This is a genomic window from Paenibacillus sp. Lou8.1, from assembly GCF_024213565.1.
In the GTDB taxonomy this organism is placed as follows: Bacteria; Bacillota; Bacilli; order Paenibacillales; family Paenibacillaceae; genus Paenibacillus; species Paenibacillus polymyxa_B.
Window position 1 is genome coordinate 69,496 of the sequence record NZ_JANAVN010000021.1, and the last position, 25,475, is coordinate 94,970.

General features: G+C 49.9%; 3 protein-coding genes. All 3 read left to right on the forward strand.

All coding sequences use genetic code 11. The annotated features are described in order from the left end of the window. Window position 1 precedes the first annotated feature (1 nt). The 3 genes from fabF (at window position 2) to NLX78_RS24495 (ending at window position 25,475) form a co-directional block, all read left to right on the forward strand. Window positions 2–1,243 (forward strand): beta-ketoacyl-ACP synthase II, encoded by a 1,242-nt coding sequence (gene fabF, locus NLX78_RS24485; RefSeq protein ID WP_013308168.1) that lies wholly within the window; start codon window positions 2–4, stop codon window positions 1,241–1,243. 4 nt (window positions 1,244–1,247) lie between these two features. Then, the gene (locus tag NLX78_RS24490) at window positions 1,248–1,655 is read left to right on the forward strand and encodes a 3-hydroxyacyl-ACP dehydratase FabZ family protein (protein ID WP_025721676.1); all 408 of its coding nucleotides are present in this window, start codon (window positions 1,248–1,250) and stop codon (window positions 1,653–1,655) included. Between the two features lie 93 nt (window positions 1,656–1,748). Continuing rightward, window positions 1,749–25,475 (forward strand): non-ribosomal peptide synthase/polyketide synthase, encoded by a 23,727-nt coding sequence (locus tag NLX78_RS24495; protein ID WP_254351774.1) that lies wholly within the window; start codon window positions 1,749–1,751, stop codon window positions 25,473–25,475.

Here is a 25,475-nt window from a genome sequence, read left to right on the forward strand (position 1 = left end):
AGTGAGAAGACGTGTTGTAGTGACTGGACAGGGAGTCGTAACGCCGGTCGGGCTTAATCTTACGGATTTCTGGAATTCACTGTTGGAAGGAAAAAGTGGAATCGGACCTGTCACTGCTTTCGATACAGCGGACATTCCGACAAAGATCGGTGCACAGGTTACGGGCTTTGACCCCTTGCAATATATGAGCAAGAAGGAAGCTAATAAAGTCGCACAGTTCACTCAGTTTGCTTTGGCGGCTGCCCGGCAGGCAGTGGAGCAATCAAAATTAGTGATTGATGAGCGGAATGCAAGTCGCGTGGGAGTTATTGTCGGCTCTGGAGCAGGCGGCCTCGATGTTATAGAGGAGAACTATGGGAAATTAACAAAGCTTGGTCCCAAAAGAGTTTCTCCTTATTTTGTTTCCTCGATGATGATTAATTCAGCACCTGGTGAAATCTCCATTGCTATCGGAGCCAAGGGGCCTTCTTTTGCTGTGGTTACGGCTTGTGCCACAGGAAGTAATGCCATTGGTGAGGCATTACGTACGATCCAGTACGGCACGGCTGATGTTGTGGTTGCCGGTGGAGCAGAAGCCAATTTTAGTCAGCTTGATCTGGCATCTTTTGCGAATATCCATGCTCTCTCCAGACGTAATGAAGAGCCGCAGAAGGCTAGTCGTCCGTTTGATGTGGATCGCGATGGATTCGTCATCGGTGGAGGAGCAGGAGTCTTGGTGCTGGAGGAGTTGGAGTATGCTTTGAACCGCGGAGCCACCATTCTGGCCGAAGTTGTGGGTTACGGATGCACAACTGATGCGTATCATATCACGGCTCCAGATCCCTCTGGCTCCGGCCCGGCAGAAGCGATCAATATCGCACTGCAGGATGGCGGCTTAACACCGCAGGAAATCGACTACGTCAATGCCCACGGTACGAGTACGCCATTTAATGATCGTATGGAGATTAATGCTATTCAAAAAGTATTCGGGGAGCATGCCCCCCGTTTGGCGATATCGTCTATTAAATCCATGACTGGTCATTTAATGGGCGGTGCAGGGGCAGTCGAATTAATTGCGACTGTGCAGAGTATGATTCACAGCAAAGTACCACCGACACTCAATTGCGACAATCCTGAGGCTCCTGAATTGAATTTTGTGCCGCATGTATATCAGGAACGCGAGGTCCGCGCGGCGATTAGCAATTCATTTGGTTTCGGAGGGCACAACGTCTGCCTTGCTGTTCGCAAGTGGGAAGGGGAATAAGCCTGTGAGCGAAGAGCTAATCCATATCCCGGATGTGCTTCCGCACCGGTACCCATTTCTTCTGTTGGATGGCGTGACCGGGTACGAAACGTCGCAATGGGCGAAGGGATACAAGCTTGTCACCTGGAGTGAGTGGTTCATTACTGACACTAACCCATACATGCCTCCTATGTTGATTGTGGAGTCGCTTGCACAATTAGCGGCATTCGCTGCGATTGATAAAAAAGGCATTTCATACCTGACTAACCTCAATGGAATTCGATTCCACAGCTTGGCCAAGCCTGGAGACCGAATTGATCTCTATTTTGAAGTGATCAAGCGTCGGCGGGGCTATATTCTCGGAAGCGGTCGGGCTTCCGTAGGGGATCGATTGGTGGTTGAGGCGGAAGAAATTGTTTCACTGGATCAATGACGGGGTGGAAGCGCACGTTAAACTGTCCTTTTGTCCTCCTGACTGCCAGGTGCAGCGGGAGGATATTCACATCATGGAATAGGAGTGAATGAGATGAATGACATGCAGTTATATGATTTAACAAATGCGCAGAAGCGTATATGGTATACCGAATTACTCTACCCAGATACGTCAGTGTCACAGCTTTCCGGTACAGCTAAGATGAAGGGGCATATCCATATTGCTGCCTTTATGCAGTCCATTAATTTGATTATCAAACAGTATGATGCGTTCCGCATCCGTATTACCTCAGTGGATGGAGTGCCTCAGCAGTACGTCGTTCCTTATGAAGAGAGACAGTTGGAATGCCTGGATCTTAGCCACTATGAAAGTGTATCTGAGGTGGAAGCCTTACTTGAGCAACACAAAAGAAAACCCTTGCCCCTGCTGGATTCTGAGCTCTTCCAGTTTTTAATTGTGAAGATTAGCGAGGAAGAGTATTGGATTAATATTAAGATGCACCATATTATTTCTGACGGAATATCAATGGTGGTCTATGGCAATCAGCTGACAGCATTTTACATGGAGTTAATTCAAGGAAATGAACCGAAGCTGGGCGACGATTGCTCGTATATTCAATATATTGCAGATGAGAATGCATACGAACTTTCTGACAGATACCAAAAGGATAAGGCTTACTGGCTGGATAAATTTTCTGATTTGCCTGAGCTTACGGGTTGGAAGTCATATAATCCGTTATCTTTAAGTACCCACGCTGTTCGGGAGCATTTTACCGTACCAGAAGTGCTATATCACGAGCTGCAAGCATTTTGCCAACAGAACAGAATTTCTTTGTTCCAGTTCTTCATGGGTGCGATGTATATCTACATACACAAAATGACGAATCAGCCGGATGTGGTGATTGGAACTTCGTTCGCTAACCGAGGGAACAAAAAAGAGAAGCAAAAGATAGGTATGTTCGTCAGCACCGCTGCTGCCAGAACATACGTCAAAAAGGAAATGGATGTGTTGAGCTTCCTGCAGGATGTAGCCAGAGATCAGATGTCAGTCCTGCGGCATCAGAAATATCCATACAATCAGTTAATTCAGGATCTTAGAGAAATGCATGGGAACAAGGATATTCAGCGGCTTTTTGGCGTTTCAATGGAATATCGTCTTATCAATTGGGTTGATTTGGATGATGTGCGTATTTTGACAGATTATGATTTCTGCGGGGACGAAGTGAACGATTTCGTGCTTCATATCGTGGAGATCCTGGATGAAGGCGAACTGGTACTGGATGTCGATTATCGGACAGAGCTGTTTGAACGCAGTGAAGTTAAGGACATGGTTTCCCAGTTGCTTACGATCGCCGAGCAGATCATTCATTCACCTCAGCTTTCTATCGCAGAGGTAAGCTTATTAGGTGAACCAGAAGAGCAATCCATTTTGGCTCTTTCGGAAGGCGCCGCAGTCGATTATCCACGAGAGAAGACCATTCATGGCTTATTCGAGGAACAAGCCGAGCGCACGCCAGATCACGTAGCCGTTCAGATGGACGAGCAGAGCATTACATACCAAGCTCTAAACGAGCAGGCTAACCAGCTTGCGAGATATTTGCGCTCCGAGGGAGTAGGAGCAGATACGCTCGTAGGGATTATGGCTGACCGTTCCTTGGAGATGGTCATCGGGATGTTGGCCATTTTGAAAGCAGGTGGTGCCTATGTACCGATTGACCCCGATTATCCCGAAGAACGTATCCATTATATGCTGGAGGATTCAGGTGTCCGTCTGTTGCTCACCCAAAGTCATCTATGGGAGAGCACCACTTTTGACGGAAAGCTTGTGAGTCTGGACGAAGCTGCAACGTATACAGGAGATGCTTCCAATCTGGAGAGTATTTCGGGACCAAGCCATCTGGCCTATGTTATCTACACGTCGGGTACGACCGGCAAGCCGAAGGGCACGCTGATTGAACACAAAAATGTAGTTCGACTGCTCTTTAACGATAAAAATTTATTTGACTTCAACTCTCAGGATACGTGGACGCTGTTCCATTCGTTCTGCTTCGATTTCTCCGTTTGGGAGATGTACGGAGCGCTTCTTTACGGAGGGAAATTGGTGATTGTTCCATCTCTCACAGCCAAGAGCCCAGCAGCTTTCCTGGAGTTGTTGAAAGACAACCAAGTCACCATCTTAAATCAGACGCCGACGTATTTTTATCAGGTGCTACAGGAAGAGTTAACGCACTCTTCGACAGAGCTTGGCCTTAGAAAAATCATTTTTGGTGGAGAGGCCTTAAGTCCATCTCTTCTGAGAAACTGGCGGGTCAAGTATCCTGATGTGCAGCTGATTAATATGTACGGAATTACGGAAACAACGGTCCATGTCACCTATAAGGAAATCACGGAACATGAGATTGAAGCGGGGAAAAGCAATATTGGCAGAACGATCCCCACACTTAGCGCTTACATTCTCGATGAGCAAAGACGCCTGCAGCCTGTTGGGGTTCCAGGAGAGCTATACATTGCGGGGGACGGTCTTGCCCGTGGGTATTTGAATCGGCTGGATTTGACGTCTGAGAAATTCGTTGAGCATCCGTATCGGGCGGGAGAGCGGCTGTACCGAACTGGGGATCTTGCTCGTTGGTTGCCTGATGGCAATATTGAATATTTGGGGCGGATCGACCATCAGGTCAAAATTCGCGGCTACCGAATTGAGCTTGGCGAGGTAGAAGCCCAAATTCTCAAGGCTCCAAGCGTACGAGAAACGATTGTCCTCGCACGGGAAGACGAACAGGGCCAAAAATTGCTGTGCGCCTACTATGTAGCCTCCAGTGATCTTTCGCCGGGGGAATTGCGGTCTCAGCTGGCGGCGGAACTCCCCGCTTACATGATTCCTTCTTATTTTGTCCGGCTGGAGCAAATGCCGCTTACACCAAATGGCAAACTGGATCGCCGTGCGTTGCCGGCTCCTGAAAGCAGCGTACAATCCGGCGAGGCTTATTTGGCTCCGAGAACTGCTGTGGAAGCTCAGATGGTACTCATCTGGCAAGATATCTTGGGCGTTGCTCGTGTCGGTGTCAGAGATAATTTCTTTGAAATTGGTGGTCACTCTTTGCGGGCAACAGTGCTCGTTTCACGGATTCACAAAGAATTGGGATGTAGCATTTCGCTGCGTGAGGTGTTTCAGTCACCTACGGTCGAATCCTTGGCGCAACTTGTGAAAAAACACATTCCGACCATGTACGAATCCATCCCACAGGCAACGGAAAGCGAAGCTTACCCAGTGTCCTCAGCGCAAAAGCGGTTATACGTGCTGAGACAGATGGACGGGGGAGAGCTCAGCTACAATATGCCAGGGGTCTTCACAGTGGATGGACCGTTGGATCGCACGCGGCTGGAGTCTGCGTTCCAGGCACTAATCCAGCGTCATGAATCCCTGAGAACCGGCTTTTATATGCAGGATGGAGAGCTTGTTCAGCGTGTGCATAGGAATGTGCCGTTTGCGTTGAACTACACAGAGGCTTTGGTGGAGGAGACGGATACGCTCATTCACAACTTTATTCGTGCCTTTGATCTGAGCCAGGCTCCATTACTGCGTGTTAGCTTGGTGAAGCTCCAGGAGGAGCGTCATCTGTTGCTGTTTGATATGCATCACATCATTTCAGATGGGGTTTCTATTCAAATATTGATAGCGGAACTTACTCATTTGTATCAAGGAGAACAGCTACCAGAGCTGCACATCCAGTACAAGGATTATGCCGTATGGCAACGGGAACAGTCAGAGAACCAATGGCAAGATCTTGAGAAATATTGGATGCAATCCTTTGAAGGAGAGTTGCCGGTATTGGATTTGCCTACAGACTTCCAACGACCTTCAGTTCGGAGCTTCGAGGGTAGCCGAATTGATTTTACATTGGATGAGTCTGGCAATAAGGCGATACAAGAGCTTGCATCCCGTACAGGTACTACACTGTATATGGTATTGCTGGCCGCTTATTCGGTACTACTGCACAAATATACAGGACAGGAGGACATCGTCGTAGGTTCTCCAGTAGCCGGAAGACCGCAGGCTGAGCTTGAGGGCATCATCGGGATGTTTGTCAACACACTGGCCTTGCGCAGCTACCCGACAGGAGATAAAACCTTTCAGGATTATCTTCTGGAAATCAAGGAAACGGCGCTCAAGGCGTTTGAGCATCAGGATTACCCTTTTGAAAAATTGGTCGAAAAGCTGGGCGTAGGACGTGATGTCAGCCGCAATCCGCTCTTTGACACCCTATTGGTATTACAAAATACCGAGCAGGAAGAGCAGGATATGGACGGAGTGCACTTTACTCCTTACTTGATGGACACCGTCACAGCCAAATTTGATCTGTCCCTCAATGTAGAGGAGAAGGGGTCAAAATTAGCCTTTGGCCTCGAGTATAGTACGGCTTTATATCGGCGTGAAAGTGTAGAGCGACTTGCAACGCACTTGCTGCGGATTCTGCACGCAGTCTCGGCCAATCCTCAGTTGCAACTGGCCGAGATTGAAATGATCACACCGGAGGAGAAAGTACAGATCGTTGAAGTATTTAACGCGACATCGGCTCCTTATCCAAGGGACAAGACCATTCATGAGCTGTTCGCAGAACAAGTCAAGCGTACACCAGAGCAGACGGCGCTTGTATTCGGCGATGTCCAGCTAACGTACCTTGAATTGCAAGACAAGGCGAGCCGACTGGCCCAAACACTGCGTCGTTTGGGAACGTTGAGGGAGCAGCCTGTGGCCGTAATGGGCGGACGAAGCATCGAGATGGTCATTGGTATGCTCGCGGTGCTTCAAGCGGGTGGAGCCTATGTGCCGATTGATCCTGATTACCCGGAAGATCGGGTCCGTTATATGCTTAATGATTCCGACGCCAAGCTATTATTGGTGCAAAAGGGCGAGCTTATAAGTGTAGACTACGGTATACCGATTGTCGATCTTAGCAGTGAAGAGGCCTATGCAGCTGAACCTGCCCAGCCGGAGACTGCTCAGGGATCGCAGGGGCTTGCTTATGTCATCTATACATCGGGTACGACGGGTAGACCGAAGGGCGTTATGGTTGAACACCGGAACGTGGTCCGTCTGGTCAAAGAGACCAACTATGTGGAGCTGAATGAATCCACACGAATTTTGCAAACAGGAGCCGTGGCCTTTGATGCTTCTACATTCGAAATATGGGGAGCGTTACTTAACGGTGGGCAGCTCTATTTCGTGGAGAACGACGATATCCTGATTGCCGATAGGCTCAAAGCGGCCATTACCAAGTACGGGATTACAACAATGTGGCTCACTTCACCGCTTTTCAATCAGCTTTCCCTGCAGGATGAGTACCTGTTCAAAGGGCTAAAAACATTGCTGGTCGGCGGAGACGTACTGTCCATATCTCATATGAACCGTGTAATCGAGGCTAATCCTGATCTTGTCCCTATCAATGGCTATGGTCCGACAGAGAATACGACCTTCTCCACCACCTACAAGATTCTGGGTCGTGCCGAAGGGGTCGTGCCGATTGGCTGCCCAATTAGTAATTCGACCGCTTATGTGGTCAATGGATCGCTGCAATTACAGCCTATTGGTGCTTGGGGTGAACTCATTGTCGGCGGTGAAGGTGTAGCGCGCGGATATCTCAATCGTCCTGACCTCACAGCAGAGAAATTTGTTCCTAGTCCTGTGAAGGACGGAGAAGCCTGCTACAGAACTGGGGATCTGGTACGCTGGCTTCCAGATGGGAATTTGGAGTTTAAAGGAAGAATTGATGAGCAGGTCAAAATACGTGGTTACCGCATCGAACTCCCTGAAATCGAGGCCCAACTGGCCAAGGTGGAGTCAGTAATCGACGCCGTAGTGGTCGTTCGCGCGGATGAGCTTGGCGAGAAGCAGCTTTGCGCTTATTATGTGGCGGATCGTACGCTCACGGCAGGCGAAGTACGTCTTTCCCTATCGCAGGTACTTCCAGGCTATATGATTCCATCCTACTTTATCCAGATGGATCGTATGCCATTAACGTCAAACGGAAAAGTGGACCGCAGGTCTCTGCCGGCTCCTCAAGTAGGCGCGCATACAGGACGGAAGTATACAGCTCCTCGTACACCGGCTGAGGAAGCTTTGGCATCTGTCTGGCAAGGGGTGCTGGGTGCCGAACAGGTGGGTATCCATGACAATTTCTTTGAATTGGGTGGAGACTCCATAAAAGCTATTCAGGTGTCGTCACGGTTACTGCAGGCCGGCTATCGGTTAGAGATGAAGCAGCTGTTCAAATCGCCAACCATTGCCGAGCTAGGCGCTGAAATACAAACGGCTGTGCATATGGCTGAACAGGGAGTTGTGCGTGGAACGACTCGCTTGACTCCAGTCCAACAGTGGTTTTTTGGACGGAAGCAGGCAGAGCCTCATCACTTCAATCAAGCGGTTATGCTGTATCGTGAACAGGGATTTGAGGAAAAGGCCTTGCATCAGGTGCTAAGAAAACTCGCTGAGCATCATGACGCCCTTCGCATGGTTTTCCGTCAGACAGAGCATGGCTACGAAGCTTGGAATCGTGATCTTGAAGAAGGAGAGCTGTATAGCCTGTTCACTGCTGATTTACGGAATGAATCCGATCCGACTGCAGCCATTACATCGCTGTCGGATGACATTCAGCGCAGTATCAATCTGGCAGAAGGTCCGCTGCTGAAGTTAGGACTTTTCCATTGTCAGGATGGAGACCACCTTCTGATCGTGATCCACCATTTGGTGGTAGACGGAGTATCCTGGCGGATTTTGTTCGAGGATATTGCAGCAGGTTATGAGCAGGTGATTCAAGGACAAGCGCTGACATTCCCGCAGAAGACGGATTCCTTCCGTGACTGGGGAGACGCCCTTGCTCGTTATTCGGAAGGTCCTGAAATGGAGACTCATCGGGCGTATTGGAGAGAGCTGGAGGATCAGCCACTCGAACAGTTGCCGAAGGATGAGGCTGTGGAAAGCCTTCTTGTACAGGATAGCAAAGTAGTAACAGCACAATGGACTCTAGAAGAAACCGACCAATTGTTGAGAAAAGCCCATCGTGCTTATCAAACAGAGACGAATGATCTGCTACTGACTGCTCTGGGCATGGCGGTATCCAAATGGTCTGGCATCGGAAAGGTTGCTGTGAATCTGGAAGGACACGGTCGTGAGCCGATTATACCGAATATCGACATCACCCGTACCGTAGGCTGGTTTACAAGTCAATATCCGGTGATTTTAGACTTGGGGAATAACCCGGAAGTGGCCTCCTTGATCAAGTCTGTGAAAGAAGGGCTGCGCCGAATTCCGAACAAAGGTATTGGCTACGGGTTGCTCAAAACGATGGCAAGTCAGTTGGATGAAGGCAGCTTCAGCTTGCAGCCTGAGATTTCTTTTAACTATCTGGGGCAATTTGATCAGGATTTGCAAGGAAGCTCATTGCAGATTTCTCCTTATCCGACCGGAAGCGCGCAAAGCTTGTTGGAGGAACCGGCCTATACGCTAGATATTAATGGCATGGTGACGGACGGAGCCCTGACTCTGACGATTACTTATAACGGAAAACAGTATAAGTCATCTACGATGGAACAGCTCGCTGGATATATTGAAGAAAGCCTGCGGGAACTTCTCCAGCATTGCGTAACCCAAGAAAAAACCGTATTGACACCAAGCGACGTGCTTGCGAAGGGTCTGAGCATTGCCGATCTGGAGGAGCTTTCTAAGCAGACGAGTCACATTGGCGATATTGAGAATGTATATAGTCTGACGCCGATGCAGAAGGGCATGCTGTTCCATGATATGTTTGAGCCGCATACAGGTGCTTATTTTGAGCAGGCCGCCTTTGATTTTAAGGGTAGCTTTGATCCGATCGCCTTCGGGCACAGTCTGGATGCAGTAGTGGAGCGTCATGCTATCCTGCGCACGAACTTTTACAGCGGATGGGGCAGCGAGCCTTTGCAGGTTGTATTTCGGCACAGAGGCGCTAAATTGGTGTACGAAGACCTGCGGGAGATGAATGCATCGCAGCGCGAAGCTTACCTGAAGACATTTGGTGCTAAGGACAAAGCACGGGGCTTCAACCTAGCTGAAGACGAGCTTCTCCGTGTATCCATTTTACAAACAGATGAAGAGAGCTTCCGTCTCTTATGGAGCTTTCACCACATCGTCATGGATGGGTGGTGTGTTCCGTTAATTACGCAGGAGGTATTTGAACACTATTTTGCCCTCCTGGAAGGAAGAGAGCCGCAGTTGGCAGAGGTTCATCCGTACAGTCGATATATCGAATGGCTCGAACAGCAGGATGAAGCAGCTGCGTCCAACTATTGGAGCCGATATCTGGCCGGTTACGAGCAGCAGACGCTTTTACCTCAAGTCGGTGGAGCAAATAAGGGAGAAGGCTATATAGCAGAAAAGCTGAATTATCCTCTCAGCAGAGAATTGACTGGGTGCCTTGAAAAGGTAGCCAGGGATGCTCATGTCACGATGAATATATTGCTGCAGTCCCTCTGGGGCATTGCGCTTCAACGCTATAACGGTAGCCGAGATGTCGTGTACGGAAGTGTAGTATCAGGCAGACCAGCAGAAATTCCGGGCATTGATCGGATGATCGGTTTGTTCATCAATACGATTCCCGTTCGTGTGAAGACAGAGGAGAATCTCCCCTTCACCGTTCTGATGAAGCAGCAGCAGGAACAATATATGGCTTCTCATATGTATGACACCTACCCGCTGTTTGAGATTCAGGCTCAGACGGATCAGAAGCAGGATCTAATCTCCCATATTATGGTGTTTGAAAACTATCCTGTGGAAGAGGAGGTAGAGCGTCTGGGTGGTGGCGAGGCTGCCTTTGAGATTGAGGAAGCGGAGCTTCTTGAGCAAACGAATTATGATTTTAATTTAATTGTCCTCCCTGGCGAAGAAATGAGATTGCTGTTCCAGTACAATGCACTTGTTTATGACCCAGTGACAATTGAGCAAATCAAGGGCCATCTGGTTCACCTCATGGAACAAATTGTAGAGAACCCTGCCATTTCCGTGGATGCACTAGAATTAGTCACGCCGCAGGAGAGAGAACAGATTCTGAACGTATGGGGAAATACAAAAGGCATTTACGAGCACTGTAACACGTTCCACGGGCTGTTGGAGGAACAGGCGGGACGAACGCCGGATGCGACTGCCCTTTGGTTCGAGGACGAGAGTCTGACCTATGCCGAGCTCAATGCAAAAGCCAACGGACTGGCGAGAAGGCTCCGTACTCAGGGAATCAAGACGGGAGATCTGGTGGGACTGATTGCTGAACGGTCGCTCGAAATGATCGTTGGGATCTACGGCATTATGAAAGCCGGGGGTGCCTATGTTCCAATCGATCCAGAGTACCCGAAAGAACGAATCAGTTACATGCTTGAAGATTCCGGGGCGAAGCTGATCCTTACACAGACCCATCTCTTGGAGCGTCTCGGATGGACGGAAAATGTTTTGCTGCTGGATGAATCTTCGACCTATGATGCCGACACCTCGAATTTGGAGGCTACTGCTAGCCCGGATGATCTAGCTTACGTGATCTACACTTCAGGTACGACGGGTCAGCCTAAGGGCGTATTAGTCGAGCATCGGGGACTACCAAATCTTTCGGACGTATACGGGACACACTTCGAAGTTACACCGCAGGATCGGATCGTTCAGTTTGCAAGTCTGTCGTTTGATGCATCGGTTTCGGAAATTTTAACGGCGCTGAGCCACGGGGCTGTTCTGTGCATCCCTTCTAAACAAGATATTTTAGATCATGCCCTGTTCGAGCAGTTCATGAACGATAAGGGGATTACGGTAGCGACTTTGCCACCCGCTTACGCTATCCACCTTGATCCAGAGCGTTTGCCAACACTGCGGTGCCTGCTAACCGCTGGATCGGCCGCATCGGTCGAGTTGATCGAAGAGTGGAGGAAGCATGTACGTTACTCTAATGGCTATGGCCCAACAGAGGACTCCGTATGCACCACAATCTGGTCTGTCCCGGACAGTGAGGAAGCAACGGATATTGTATCTATTGGACGACCTATTGCTAACCACAGTGTGTACATCTTGGATGACCATTTTAGATTGCAACCTGTCGGTGTAGCTGGAGAGCTATGCATTTCGAGTATCGGGTTAGCACGGGGGTATCATAATCGGCCTGAGTTAATGGGTGAGAAGTTCGTGGACAATCCGTTTGCTCCAGGAGAGCGCATGTATCGGACGGGTGACCTGGTTCGCTGGTTACCGAATGGAATCATCGAGTACTTAGGTCGAATAGATCACCAAGTTAAAATCCGCGGTTACCGTATCGAGCTGGGCGAGGTAGAAGCACAAATGCTCAGAGTGCCGTCCGTTCAGGAAGTCGTAGCCATGGCTGTAGAGGGCGAAGACGGCTACAAAGATCTAGTCGCTTACTTCGTAGCCGCTCAGAAACTTGAGGTATCCGAACTTCGGGCTGTTCTGTCGGAGATGTTACCTGGATATATGATCCCTTCCCGCTTCATACAACTGGAGGATATGCCTCTGACGTCGAACGGAAAAATCGACCGAAAAGCGCTGCAGGGCGAGCGTGGATGGGCAGCGGCTTCATCTGAGGCTCCAAGGACACCTGTGGAAATTCAATTAGCCGAAATCTGGCAAGAGGTGCTGGGTGTAGAGAGCGCGGGAGTGAAGGATAATTTCTTCCATTTTGGAGGTCATTCACTGCGTGCAGCCCTGCTAGTCTCACGAATTCGCAAGGAAATGAATCGCGAGATTAGTCTGAGAGCAGTGTTCGAGTCTCCTACTATTGAAGGATTAGCTCGTGCCATTGAGGGCTATACACCGCTGAATTTCGAAGAAATTCCTACAGCGGGAGCGAGAGAGCATTATCCATTGTCCTCGGCCCAAAAACGACTGTTTATTCTAAGTCAGCTGGAAGGTGGAGAGCTGAGCTACAATATGCCGGGTATCCTTACCGTTGAGGGAGCTTTGGATCGGGAACGGCTAGAGCAGGCATTCCGTCGTCTAATTCATCGTCATGGTTCGCTGCGAACTCGTTTTGTGACTGTGAACGGTGAACCTGTACAGCAGCTCCTGACGGATGTTCCGTTTACTGTGGAATATGCGGAGTTGAGCGAGGAAGAGGCAGGAGCTACCCTTCAGCAGTTCGTCCGTCCTTTTGATTTAGGTGTAGCTCCATTGCTGCGAGTCGGCCTTATTCGAATTGCACATGAGCGCCATTTACTATTGTTTGACATGCATCATATTGTCTCAGATGGGGTTTCTATGAATATTCTCATAGAAGAGTTTCTCCGCTTCTACCAAGAGGAGGACGTATTTCCTGAGCTACAGATCCAGTACACAGACTATGCTGTATGGCAGCAAGAGCAGCTCGGAAGCGAGCGTCTTAAGGCCCAGGAGGCTTACTGGCTGGATGCTTTCCGTGGAAGCTTGCCAGTGCTGGATTTGCCAGGAGATGAAGTTCGTCCTGCGGTGCGAAGCTTTGCGGGCGATCGAATCGACTTCCAAATTGATTCTTCTCTGAGTGCTTCACTTCAGGAGTTGGCTACCCGAACGGGTTCCACTCTGTTCATGGTACTGCTGGCAGCCTATACAGCGCTCTTGCACAAGTACACAGGTCAGGAAGATGTCATTGTCGGTTCACCTGTGGCAGGAAGATCCCATGCGACACTCGAAGGCCTCATCGGTATGTTCGTCGGCACAGTGGCACTTCGTACTTATCCAGAAGGAGAGAAGCCTTTCGAGGCTTATCTGCAGGAAGTGAAGGAAACAGCGCTGCGGGCCTATGAAAACCAGGATTACCCGTTCGAGGAGCTGGTAGAAAAGCTGGAGCTTCAGCGTGATTTGAGCCGTAACCCACTATTTGATACCATGTTTGTCCTGCAAAATATCGAGCAGGGAGAACAAGAAATAGAAGGATTGCGCTTCACTCCTTACGATAATGTACATCCGGCTGCCAAGTTCGATCTTACGCTGACCGTGAGTGAAGCAGACGGGGCATTGAACTGCACGCTTGAGTATGCGACTGCGATCTACAAGCAAGAGACTGCTGAGCGGATGGCAGGCCACTTTGTACAGCTTATTCGGGAAGCCATCGCCAATCCCGCACTGCCGTTGTCATCCCTTGATATCGTGACACCTCAGGAAAAATCAAGGCTGATGAAAGCGCCGGACCAAGCCAAGGCAGATTATCCTCGTGACAAGACGATCTATGCGCTGTTCGAGGAGCAGGCCGCACGTACTCCGAATGCAGTGGCAGTCGTATGTGAAGATGCAACCCTGTCCTACAGCGAGCTGAACGAGCGGGCCAATGGACTTGCCCGAACGCTGAGGGAACGTGGTTTGCAACCAGACGGTTTGGCTGGAATTATGGCGGATCGTTCCCTTGAAATGGTGGTCGGAATTTTAGCCATCTTGAAGGCAGGCGGGGCCTATGTCCCTGTAGACCCTGAATATCCAGAGGACCGCATTCGCTTTATGCTTGAGGATTCGGGAGCCAAGCTACTGCTGACACAAGCGCATCTGGAGCAACGGGTCTCCTTCGCCGGGGATATCGTAAGTCTGGACAAAACGGCTTCCTACAAGGAGGATGTCTCAAACCTGCAGCCTGCAGCCGGACCGGAGCATCTTGCCTACGTCATCTACACATCGGGTACGACAGGCAAGCCAAAGGGAACACTGATTGAGCATAAAAATGTAGTTCGCTTGCTCTTTAATGATAAAAATATGTTTGACTTTGGTCCTCAGGATACGTGGACACTGTTCCATTCATTCTGTTTTGACTTCTCTGTATGGGAAATGTACGGAGCATTGCTGAACGGAGGACGGTTGGTCATCGTTCCATCGCTTACCGCGAAGAGTCCAGATCGTTTCTTGCAATTGCTTAAGGATCAGAAGGTCACCGTTTTGAACCAGACACCGACGTACTTCTACCAGTTGCTACAGGAAGAGCTCGGTCATCAAGCGGCAGAACTGAGCCTCCGTATGATTATCTTCGGTGGAGAGGCATTAGCCCCGGCCCTGCTCAAGGACTGGAGAACGAAGTATCCGCAAGTGCAGCTCATTAACATGTACGGCATTACCGAAACGACCGTGCATGTAACCTACAAGGAAATTACAGAGTTGGAAATTGAACAGGGACGCAGCAATATCGGCACCACGATTCCGACGCTGAGAGCGTACATTTTGGATGAACAACGCCGTCCACAGCCGATTGGCATTCCAGGTGAACTCTATGTGGCGGGCGTAGGTCTGGCGCGAGGTTATTTGAACCGACCGGAATTGACGGAAGAGAAGTTTGTCGCTCATCCGTTTGAAGCGGGCGAGCGCATGTACCGCTCGGGTGACTTGGCACGCTGGTTGCCGGATGGCAGCATGGAGTATTTGGGACGGATTGACCATCAGGTAAAAATCCGTGGTTACCGTATCGAGCTGGGCGAAGTGGAAGCGAAGCTGCTCCATGCTCCGTCTGTAAGGGAGGCCGTTGTGCTCGCCCGAGAGGATGGAAGTGGACAAAAAGTGCTTGTCGGCTATTTCACTGCCGATCAGATGCTGACGGTAGGCGAGTTGAGAAAAGCCTTGGCTGCCGAACTGCCGACTTATATGATTCCATCTTACTTTATGCAATTGGAACAGATGCCTTTGACGCCAAATGGCAAGCTGGATCGCAAAGCGCTTCCGGCTCCGGAGACCAATGTGCAGACTGGAGCGGTTTATGAACCGCCAAGGACGAAGGCTGAGGAAGCCTTGGCTTCCGTATGGCAAGGTGTGCTGGGAGCGCAGCAGGTCGGCATCCATGATCATTTCTTTGATCTGGGTGGTGATTCCATCAAGGCGATCCAAGTGTCCTCGAGATTGTTCCAAGCCGGATATAAATTAGAGATGAAGGATCTCTTCAAATATCCGACAATTGCCGAGCTAAGCCCGTATCTTCAGGCAGCCGGACGCACAGCGGAACAGGGCGAAATTAAAGGTGCAGCAGAGTTAATGCCCATTCAGCGTTGGTTCTTTAAACGCCATACAGCGGAGCCGCACCATTATAATCATGCCGTCATGCTCTATCGGAAAGACGGCTTTGATGAAGCTGCACTCCGGTTGACAATGGACCAAATTGCGATCCATCATGATGCGCTGCGTATGGTTTTCCGGTCTACAGAAGCTGGGTATGCAGCTTGGAATCGGGGAACGGACGAAGGCGAGCTCTACACATTGGACATTGCCGATGTGCGGCAGGCGGAAGACCAGACAGCTGCGGTTCAGGCCCAAGCCGATGCCATTCAGGCAAGCTTTGACTTGGAAGGTGGCCCACTGTTCAAGTTAGGCCTGTTCCATTGTGGCGATGGCGATCATTTGTTGATTGTCATTCATCACCTCTTGGTTGACGGCGTATCCTGGCGCATCCTGTTTGAGGACATTGCAGCGGGGTACGAGCAGGCATTGAATGGACAAGCAATCGTCCTTCCACAAAAGACCGATTCGTATCTTGTATGGTCTGAGCAAGCGACGAAGTATGCAGCAGGGCCTGCTCTGGACAAGGAGCGTGCATACTGGCAGCTGATCGAAGAGGCGATTTTGGCCCCACTGCCGAAGGATGAGGATCAGAAGCCGGGCACCATTCGGGATACTGAATCGGTTACGGTAACGTGGTCTGCGCAGGAAACAGACCTGCTGTTGCGGCAAGCGAACCGGGCGTATCATACGGAGACGAACGACTTGCTCTTGACTGCTCTGGGGACAGCCATTCAGCGCTGGACAGGCATGGAGCAGATTTTGGTCAATCTTGAAGGGCATGGACGGGAAATGATCGTACCAGACCTGGATATTACCCGTACCGTCGGTTGGTTCACAACCCAGTATCCAGTTCTGCTGAACCTGCAAGGCGGACAGGAAGTATCTGCACGAATCAAGCGCATCAAGGAGAATTTGCGAGAGGTTCCGCACAAAGGAATCGGCTACGGTCTTCTGAAGTATATGGCACCGGAGAAAAGTGTCGGATTTGGCGTGGAGCCGGAAATTTCCTTCAATTATCTTGGGCAGTTTGATCAGGATCTGGAGGGTAATGCCCTTAGCCTATCCACACATTCAGTTGGTAAGGCGCTCAGCGACCTCACACCACAGCAATATGCTCTGGATGTGAATGGCATGATTGCTGAAGGCCAGCTATCACTGACGATTACGTACAGCAGCAGGCAGTATCGTAACGAGACGGTGAGTCATTTTGCTGAATTATTACAGTCAAGCCTTATTGAGGTCATCCGTCATTGTGTGGCTCAGGAGCGTTCACAGCTTACACCAAGTGATGTTCTGTTCCAAGGATTAACATTGGAGCAGCTTGATCGACTCACGGCGCAGACGGCTCACATCGGAGAGATTGAGGATGTGTACAAGCTGACGCCAATGCAGAAGGGAATGCTGTTTCACAGCCTGCTGGAGCCGGACTCCTCTTCATACTTCGAACAGGCAACGTTTGAGCTGCGTGGTAGCTTCGATGTAGATATCTTCTTCGAGAGCTTCCAGGCTTTGGTGCAACGACATGCCATACTACGTACCGGATTTTACAACAACATTGCTGATGTACCGCTGCAAGTTGTCTTTAAGCAACGGTTAATCCCTCTGCACTACGTAGATTTGCGCGACGCATCTATGCAGGAACAAGAAGCTCGAATCAAGGCTTATATTGCTGAAGATATGGTTAAGGGGTTCAGCTTGTCAGAAGATCCGCTGATGCGGGTGACCGTCTTGCAGAAGGATCAAAGCTATCTTGTATTGTGGAGCTTCCACCATATTGTCATGGATGGCTGGTGTATCCCGATCATTACACAGGAGCTGTTCGATTATTATTCTGCCAAGAAACAGCAAGTACAGCCTGTCCTACCGCCAGCTCAGCCCTATAGCCGTTATATCGAGTGGCTTGATGCACAGGATGATCAAGAAGCTTCAACGTATTGGAGCCAATATCTCGAAGATTATGACGGGAATACTGTATTGCCGGAAGGTAAAACGAAATCTCAAGCAAAAGAAGCGGGCTATGTTCTAAAAGAGCACGTTCTCCATCTGGGTGCATCTTTGACAGGTAAAATGGATGTTGTCGCGAAGCGCAATCACGTAACCGTCAATACACTCATGCAGACAGCTTGGGGACTGATTCTTCAACGTTATAATGCAAGCTCGGATGTCGTTTTCGGCGGCGTTGTGTCGGGTAGACCCGCTGAGATTGCAGGGATCGAAAATATGGTGGGTCTGTTCATCAATACAGTACCTATCCGTGTACAGTCATCCAAAGACGAAGCCTTTGTCGAAGTGATGAAACGTACACAGGCACAGTCATTGGCTGGTCGTGCCTACGACACCTATCCACTGTATGAGATTCAGGGGAAAACAACCCAAAAGCAGGACCTGATTTCTCATATTATGATCTTTGAAAATTACCCGCTCGACGAGCAGGTGGAGCAATCGGGTAACCAAACGGAGGACAATCTCGAAGTTGCCAACTTCACCATGTTTGAACAAACCAACTATGACTTTAACCTGGTTGTGATTCCAGGCGAAGACATCAAGGTCTGCATTCGCTATAATGCTTCGGTTTACGAGCAAGAAAGCATTGCACGTATCGGAGGACACTTGTTGCAGATGCTCGATCAGGTGGCTGCTCGTCCGCAGGCGACGATACAGGAACTGGAGATTGTAACATCCGAGGAACGGATGAACCTGCTTGACTGGGGCGGCAAGGCCCATACCTATCCAAGTGATCAGGGTCTGCATACCTTGTTTGAAGAACAGGTTGTCCGTACGCCGGATAAGATTGCGGCTGTAAATGGGGACACTCAGATCACGTATCGGGAGCTGAACGAGCAGGCGAACAGACTAGCTTCCACCTTGATAGACCAAGGACTACGGAGTGAACAAGTGGTAGGTCTGTTGGCAGATCGGTCTGTAGAACTGCTTGTCGCCATCATGGGTGTGCTCAAAGCGGGTGGAGCCTATGTACCTATTGATCCTGAATATCCGCAGGAGCGGATTCAGTATATTCTGAAGGATTCTGGCGCTGAAATTTTGCTCACACAGAGCCACCTGACGGAGTTGGCCTCTTTTGAGGGAACGGTTATGGAATTGGATTCCCCGCACATCTACGGAACCGAGGTGGATAATCCCAATATTCCTGTTGGAGGAAACGATCTGGTGTACTTAATCTATACCTCGGGTACAACCGGAAATCCGAAGGGAACCATGATTAACCACAAAGGGATCGTGAACTACATCTGGTGGGCCAATAAGGTCTATTGTGCTGGAAAACCAACGGATTTCCCGTTGTATTCATCCATTTCGTTTGACTTGACGATGACATCAATGTTTACTCCGTTAATAAACGGAGGAATAGTACGGATTTATGATGGTATAGATAAAGCGGAGGTTGTACAGCATATTTTGCGTGAAAATGCGGTGGACATTCTCAAGCTGACGCCGACTCATCTCAGTCTGATTAAAGATATGACCATCCCGGCAGAAAGTCGCATTCAGCAGCTTATTGTGGGTGGAGAGAATCTGACCACACATTTGTCGAAAACCATCACAGATCTCTTTGGCAGCAACATAAAAATCTACAATGAATATGGACCAACCGAAACGGTCGTCGGCTGCATGATTCACCTGTACAATCCTGCGAAGGATACGCGTGAATCTGTACCGATTGGGTTGCCAGCAGACAATATATACATCCATATTCTGGATGATCAGCTTCGTCTCGTACCGTTAGGCGTGGAGGGCGAAATGTACATCGCCGGGGACGGGGTAGCCCGTGGATATCTGAACCGTCCTGAGCTTACCGCAGATAAATTCATTAGAAATCCGTTCGCTTTGGAAGGAAATATGTATCGCACTGGGGATTTGGCTCGTCGCCTTCCTAATGGAGACATTGAGTACATTGGACGCATTGATCACCAAGTTAAAATACGGGGCTATCGTATTGAGCTTGGTGAGATTGAGGCCAAGCTGCTGGACATTCCACTTGTCGAGGAAGCTCTCGTTGTTGCGTGGGCAGATGCTCATGGGCAGAAATCGCTGTGTGCTTACTTCGTAGCTAATCGCGAAATGTCTGTCAGCGAGCTGAGAGACGAACTGTCTGCCGGACTGCCTGCATATATGATTCCGTCTTACTTCGTCCAACTGGACGTGATGCCTCTGACACCGAATGGTAAGCTGGATCGCAAGGCACTGCCTGAACCGAACTCGGGTATCAAGGCGGGAGCAGACTTTACCGCTCCGCGCACGGATGTGGAGAACATTTTGGCTTCAATCTGGCAGGGTGTACTCGGCGTGCCGCTTGTCGGCATTCATGATAATTTCTTTGAGCTTGGAGGTGACTCGATCAAATCCATCCAAGTATCTTCAAGGCTTCTCCAAGCAGGCTATAAGCTTGAAATGAAGGATTTGTTCGGTTATCCGACAATTGCAGAGCTGGCACAGCGCGTTAGTGTGGTCAGCCGAATTGCGGACCAAAGCGAGGTACACGGAGCGGTAAGACTGGGACCTGCTCAGCACAGATTCTTCGATGAACAGTCGATGGATCTGCATCACTTTAATCAGTCGGTCATGTTGTACCGACGGGATGGCTTCAATACCGATGCGCTCGCCGAGGTTGTTCGGAAAATTGCAGAGCATCATGATGCTTTACGACTGGTGTTCCGCCAAGGAGAGCAGGGATTGGAGGCCTGGAACCGGAGCATGGGTGAGGGTGAGCTCTATAGCCTCCAGATCCACGATTTGCGGGATGAGACAGACCCGGCTTCAGCAATAGAAGCAGGTGCGGAAGCCATTCAGCGCAGCATCTCTCTGGAGGATGGACCTCTCTTTAGACTGGGTCTGTTCCGCTGTGCGGAAGGCGAACATCTGTTGATCGTTATTCATCATCTGGCTGTGGATGGCGTATCCTGGCGTATTCTCTTTGAGGACCTGCAGGAAGGCTACGAGCAGGCAGCACGTGGAGAAGCGGTCAAGCTTACACAGAAGACGGATTCGTACCGTGCATGGGTTGAGGGAATCACACAATTTGCGAATAGTCCGGCTGCTGAACAAGAACGCAGCTATTGGGCAGAAGTAGAGGGAGATGGCTTTGTCCCTCTTCCCAAAGACAAGGTAGACGGCGCTCTTCTCATCAAAGACAGTGAGGCTGTCACGGTGAGATGGTCACCAGAAGAGACAGAGCAGTTCCTGAAAGAAGCGAACCGCACTTACAATACGGAGGTCAACGATCTGCTCCTGACGGCTCTGGGTATGGCTGTTCACGAGTGGACGGGAATCGAACGTGTAGGCATCCTTCTGGAGGGACATGGACGGGAGCCCGTTGTGCCGGAACTGGATATTACTCGCACAATAGGCTGGTTTACAAGTCAATACCCTGTCGCCCTTGAGATGGGAGGGGAATTGGAGATCGGCGCCAGAATCAAGCACGTCAAGGAAGGCTTGCGTCGTATCCCGAACAAAGGTGTCGGATATGGTATTTTGAAATATTTAAGCGACGGTTCCGACGTCTCCTCCTTCTCGGCTGAACCTGAGATTACCTTCAACTACTTGGGGCAGTTCGACCAGGATCTTGCAGGAGGGACGATGGAAGTATCGCCTTACTCAGTAGGACCTGAGGTCAGTGAGCAGATGGTGCAGCATCAGGCATTGAACATTAATGGACTGATTGCCGAAGGACAGCTTCAACTTTCGGTCAGCTATAACCGTCATCAGCTCGACGGGGAGTCCGTGGCTAAGTTTGTTGGCATTCTGAAGAACCGTCTCAGCGAAGTCATTGGACATTGCGTAAGTAAGGAAAGAGCAGAACTTACACCAAGCGATGTACTCCTCAAAGATATCAGCTTAGAAAAGATTGAGGAGATAGAAGAGCAGACACGGCATATCGGCAGTATTGAAAATATGTATAAACTGACGCCGATGCAAAAAGGAATGTTGTTCCACAGCTTGCTGGAGCCTCATTCGGAAGTCTACTTTGAGCAGGCCAAATTTGAAATTCAGGGAGCATTCTATCCTGAGGATTTCAAACGCAGCTTAAAACATCTGATGAAACGGCATGCTATATTGAGAACGAATTTCCATGCCGGGTGGGGCGATTTCCCTATACAGATTGTGTTCAAAGAAAGAGCATGCGACTTCGTATACGAGGATCTGCATGAGCTGGAATCCGCTGAAATAGAAGCGCGTCTTGCAGCTTATGTTGCCCAAGACAAAGCGAGAGGTTTTGATCTTGCGAATGAAGCCTTGCTTCGAGTTGCTATCCTACGTACTGCAAAAGAGCATTACCATCTGTTGTGGAGCTCTCATCACATCATTTTGGATGGCTGGTGTATGCCGCTTGTGCTCCAGGAAGTGTTTGAAACATACGGAGCTCTACGTGAGCAAAGGGAACCTGAGCTTCCTGCAGCAGCATCGTACAGCCAGTACATTCAATGGTTGGAGAAGCAAGGTGAGGAAGAGGCATCCTCTTACTGGAGAGGGTACCTGGAAGGCTACGAGCAGCAGACGAAGCTGCCACAAGCCATCACACAGCCATCAGCAAAAGCAGAAGCCTATGTGTCGGAGAAGCTGGTATTCACGTTGGATGCGGAATTGACCAATCGCCTGGAACAGGTGGCCAAACAGCATCAGGTGACGATGAATACATTGATGCAAGCAGCCTGGGGAATCGTGTTGCAGCGCTACAATAGAAGCCAGGATATCGTCTTCGGAAGTGTAGTATCGGGGAGACCTGCCGAGATTCCGGGTATCGAAAGTATGATCGGTCTCTTCATCAATACAGTTCCGGTTCGGGTTCAGGCCGAGGGAAGTGATTCGTTCTCCCATGTGATGAAAAGACAGCAGGAATTATATTTGGCAGGACATGCTTATGATTCCTATCCGCTCTATGAGATTCAAGCACAGAGCGAACAAAAGCAAGATTTGATTTCTCATATTATGGTGTTCGAAAATTACCCGGTAGAAGAGCATCTGGAAGAGAAAATTTCCAGTGAAGAGGCTGAATACAGAATTACGGATGTTCAGATGTTTGAACAGACGAATTATGATTTTAACCTCATTGTGCTGCCGGGCCGTAATCTGGAGTTCTTGTACCGTTACAATGCCCGCGTCTATGATCGGGAGAGCGTGGAACGCATTCAAGGACACTTGACGAGAATTCTGACAAGCGTAGCTGTTCAACCTACCATCCGTATTGATGAGCTGGAGTTGATCACGCCAGAAGAGAAATCGCAGATTATAGAGGTGTGGGGCGATACAGCAGTTCCTTATCCGCGTGAGCAGACCCTTCACGGTATATTTGAGGAAAAAGCAGCGCTCACACCGGATCGTACAGCACTTATTTACGGTGAAACGGAGCTTACCTATGGAGAACTCGATCAGCAGGCGAACCGTCTCGCACGTACGCTGCGTGCCCAAGGGGTTAGACCGGACCAACCAGTCGGCATCATGGTCGAGCGCTCGCTTGAGATGATCATTGGTATTCATGCCATTCTAAAAGCTGGCGGGGCCTATGTACCGATTGATCCGGAGTTCCCAGAAGATCGTATTCGCCACATGCTGGAGGATTCGGGAGCGAAGCTTCTGCTGACGAAGAACCATCTCCAAGATCGTTTTCCGTTCACTGGCACGATCCTGGCACTTGATGATCCGCAGGCGTATCATGCGGATAGCTCGAATCTGGAGCCAATGGCAGGGCCGGAGCATCTGGCGTATATCATTTACACGTCAGGTTCAACCGGCAAGCCGAAAGGGGTAATGATTGAACATCGCGCTGCCGTCCATACGCTGAGTCAGTTGGAAGCTGAATATCCGATGTTGGCAGGCGACCGTTTCCTGCTCAAAACGACATTCACCTTTGACTTCTCCGTGCCGGAGCTGTTCTGCTGGTTCTTTGGACAAGGGACTCTCGTGATCCTGCCACAAGGCGTGGACAAAGACCCGATGGCACTGCTAGAGGCCGTGGATACGAACCGTATCACGCATCTCAATTTGGTGCCGTCGATGCTCAGTGTGCTCGTTCAATACTTGAAAGAAAGCGGCACCCAAGGATTCCTTACTCTGAAATACCTGTTTGCCTGCGGCGAGACGCTGCCTGCCAAACTTGTGGAAGAGTATTATAAAGTATCTCCTTACGCAGTACTGGAAAACATCTACGGTCCTACGGAAGCAGCCGTATATGCGACTCGGTATACAACGAGCCTTGAGACTGCGGCTCTAACGCATGTGCCGATCGGCAAACCGTACGCTAACGTCCAAGTATGGATGATAGACGGCGCCTCTCAGGTATCACCAGTAGGTGTACCAGGAGAACTGTGTATTGCAGGCGAAGGGGTAGCAAGGGGGTACTTCAATCAGCCTGAACTGACAGCAGAGAAGTTCATTCCTCATCCGTACAAACCGGGAGAACGGATTTACCGAACAGGCGATTTGGCCCGGTGGTTGCCAGACGGGAATATTGAGTATTTGGGACGGATCGATCACCAGGTAAAAATCCGCGGTTACCGCATTGAGTTGGGAGAAGTGGAAGCACAAATTCTGAAGGTGCCGTCGGTACAAGAAGCGGTTGTTCTAGCACTGGCTGACTCCAGCGGAAGTACTCAGCTTTGCGCATACTTTGTGGCCGAGGAAGGGCTCGCAGCGGGCGTACTACGCGAGGCACTGGCCAGCGAGCTGCCAAGCTACATGATTCCGTCTGCCTTCGTACAGCTCGCACAAATGCCGCTGAATCCGAATGGCAAATTGGATCGCAAAGCGCTACCGGCACCGGAAACCCTTCTGCGGAGCACAGCGGAGTATATCGCGCCGCGTACGCAGACAGAAGTAGAGCTCGCTCAGATTTGGTCCGAGGTGCTCGGCGTACAGGAAATCGGGATCAGGGATCATTTCTTCGAACTTGGGGGCCATTCCCTGAAAGTATTGGGCTTGATCCAAAGGATCTCGTCCAGTATGGGCGTCCATCTCCCACTCCAGGCTGTGTTTAATCTGCCGACTGTGGAAGAAATGGCGCATGAAATTTTCAAGCTGCAGGCAACGAATGCTGCCGACGAACAAGAAATGGAAATTATCCGCTTCCCAGGAAAAGGAACACTTAAAGTATTTTGCTTCCCTCCACGGGTAGGCCACTCTCTGGGGTACTATGAGATGGCCAAGGAGCTGGAAGGGCTTTGCGAGGTGTACGGAATGGAATTTATCGGCGATCGGTACCAGGGTCAAGATATGCTGGATCGATACATTGATGCCATTGTGGATATTCAAGCAGAGGGCCCATATGTATTTCTGGGATACTCACTTGGAGGAAATCTCGCCTTCGAGGTAGCTAAAGCCATGGAAAGCCGAGGTCACCATGTTAGCGACATTATTATGGTAGATGCTATGAGAAAGATGTCCAAAGATGAATCGACTCCAGAGGAGCTCGAAGAGATTGTCGAGACGGTACTGGACAGCATCAGGGACCAGTACAAAGCATTTCTCGCCGATCCAGTGGACAGGGAGCGAGTCATGGACAAAATGTTGGTGTACTCCACCTACCGCGATGAGCTTATTAACGCAGGTGAAGTTCATGCGAATATCCATGCTCTGATTGCAGAGGATGATAGTATTGGTCCGGATACATCATTAGATAAATTGTTATGGCAACAGGCGACACTTGGTCAATACAAAGAATACGAAGTCATCGGAACGCATGATGTGCTGCTTGATTCCGGTTTTATTGGGGAAAATGCTAAAGTACTGAGACAGATACTTGGCAAGGTCACAGAGGCTTCATCTAAAAACAAGCCCATTTTGTCCTAA

Excerpts from the sequence above, each read along its gene's own strand:
- NLX78_RS24495 (WP_254351774.1), top strand. The coding sequence starts at position 1,749 with ATGAATGACATGCAGTTATATGATTTAACAAATGCGCAGAAGCGTATA.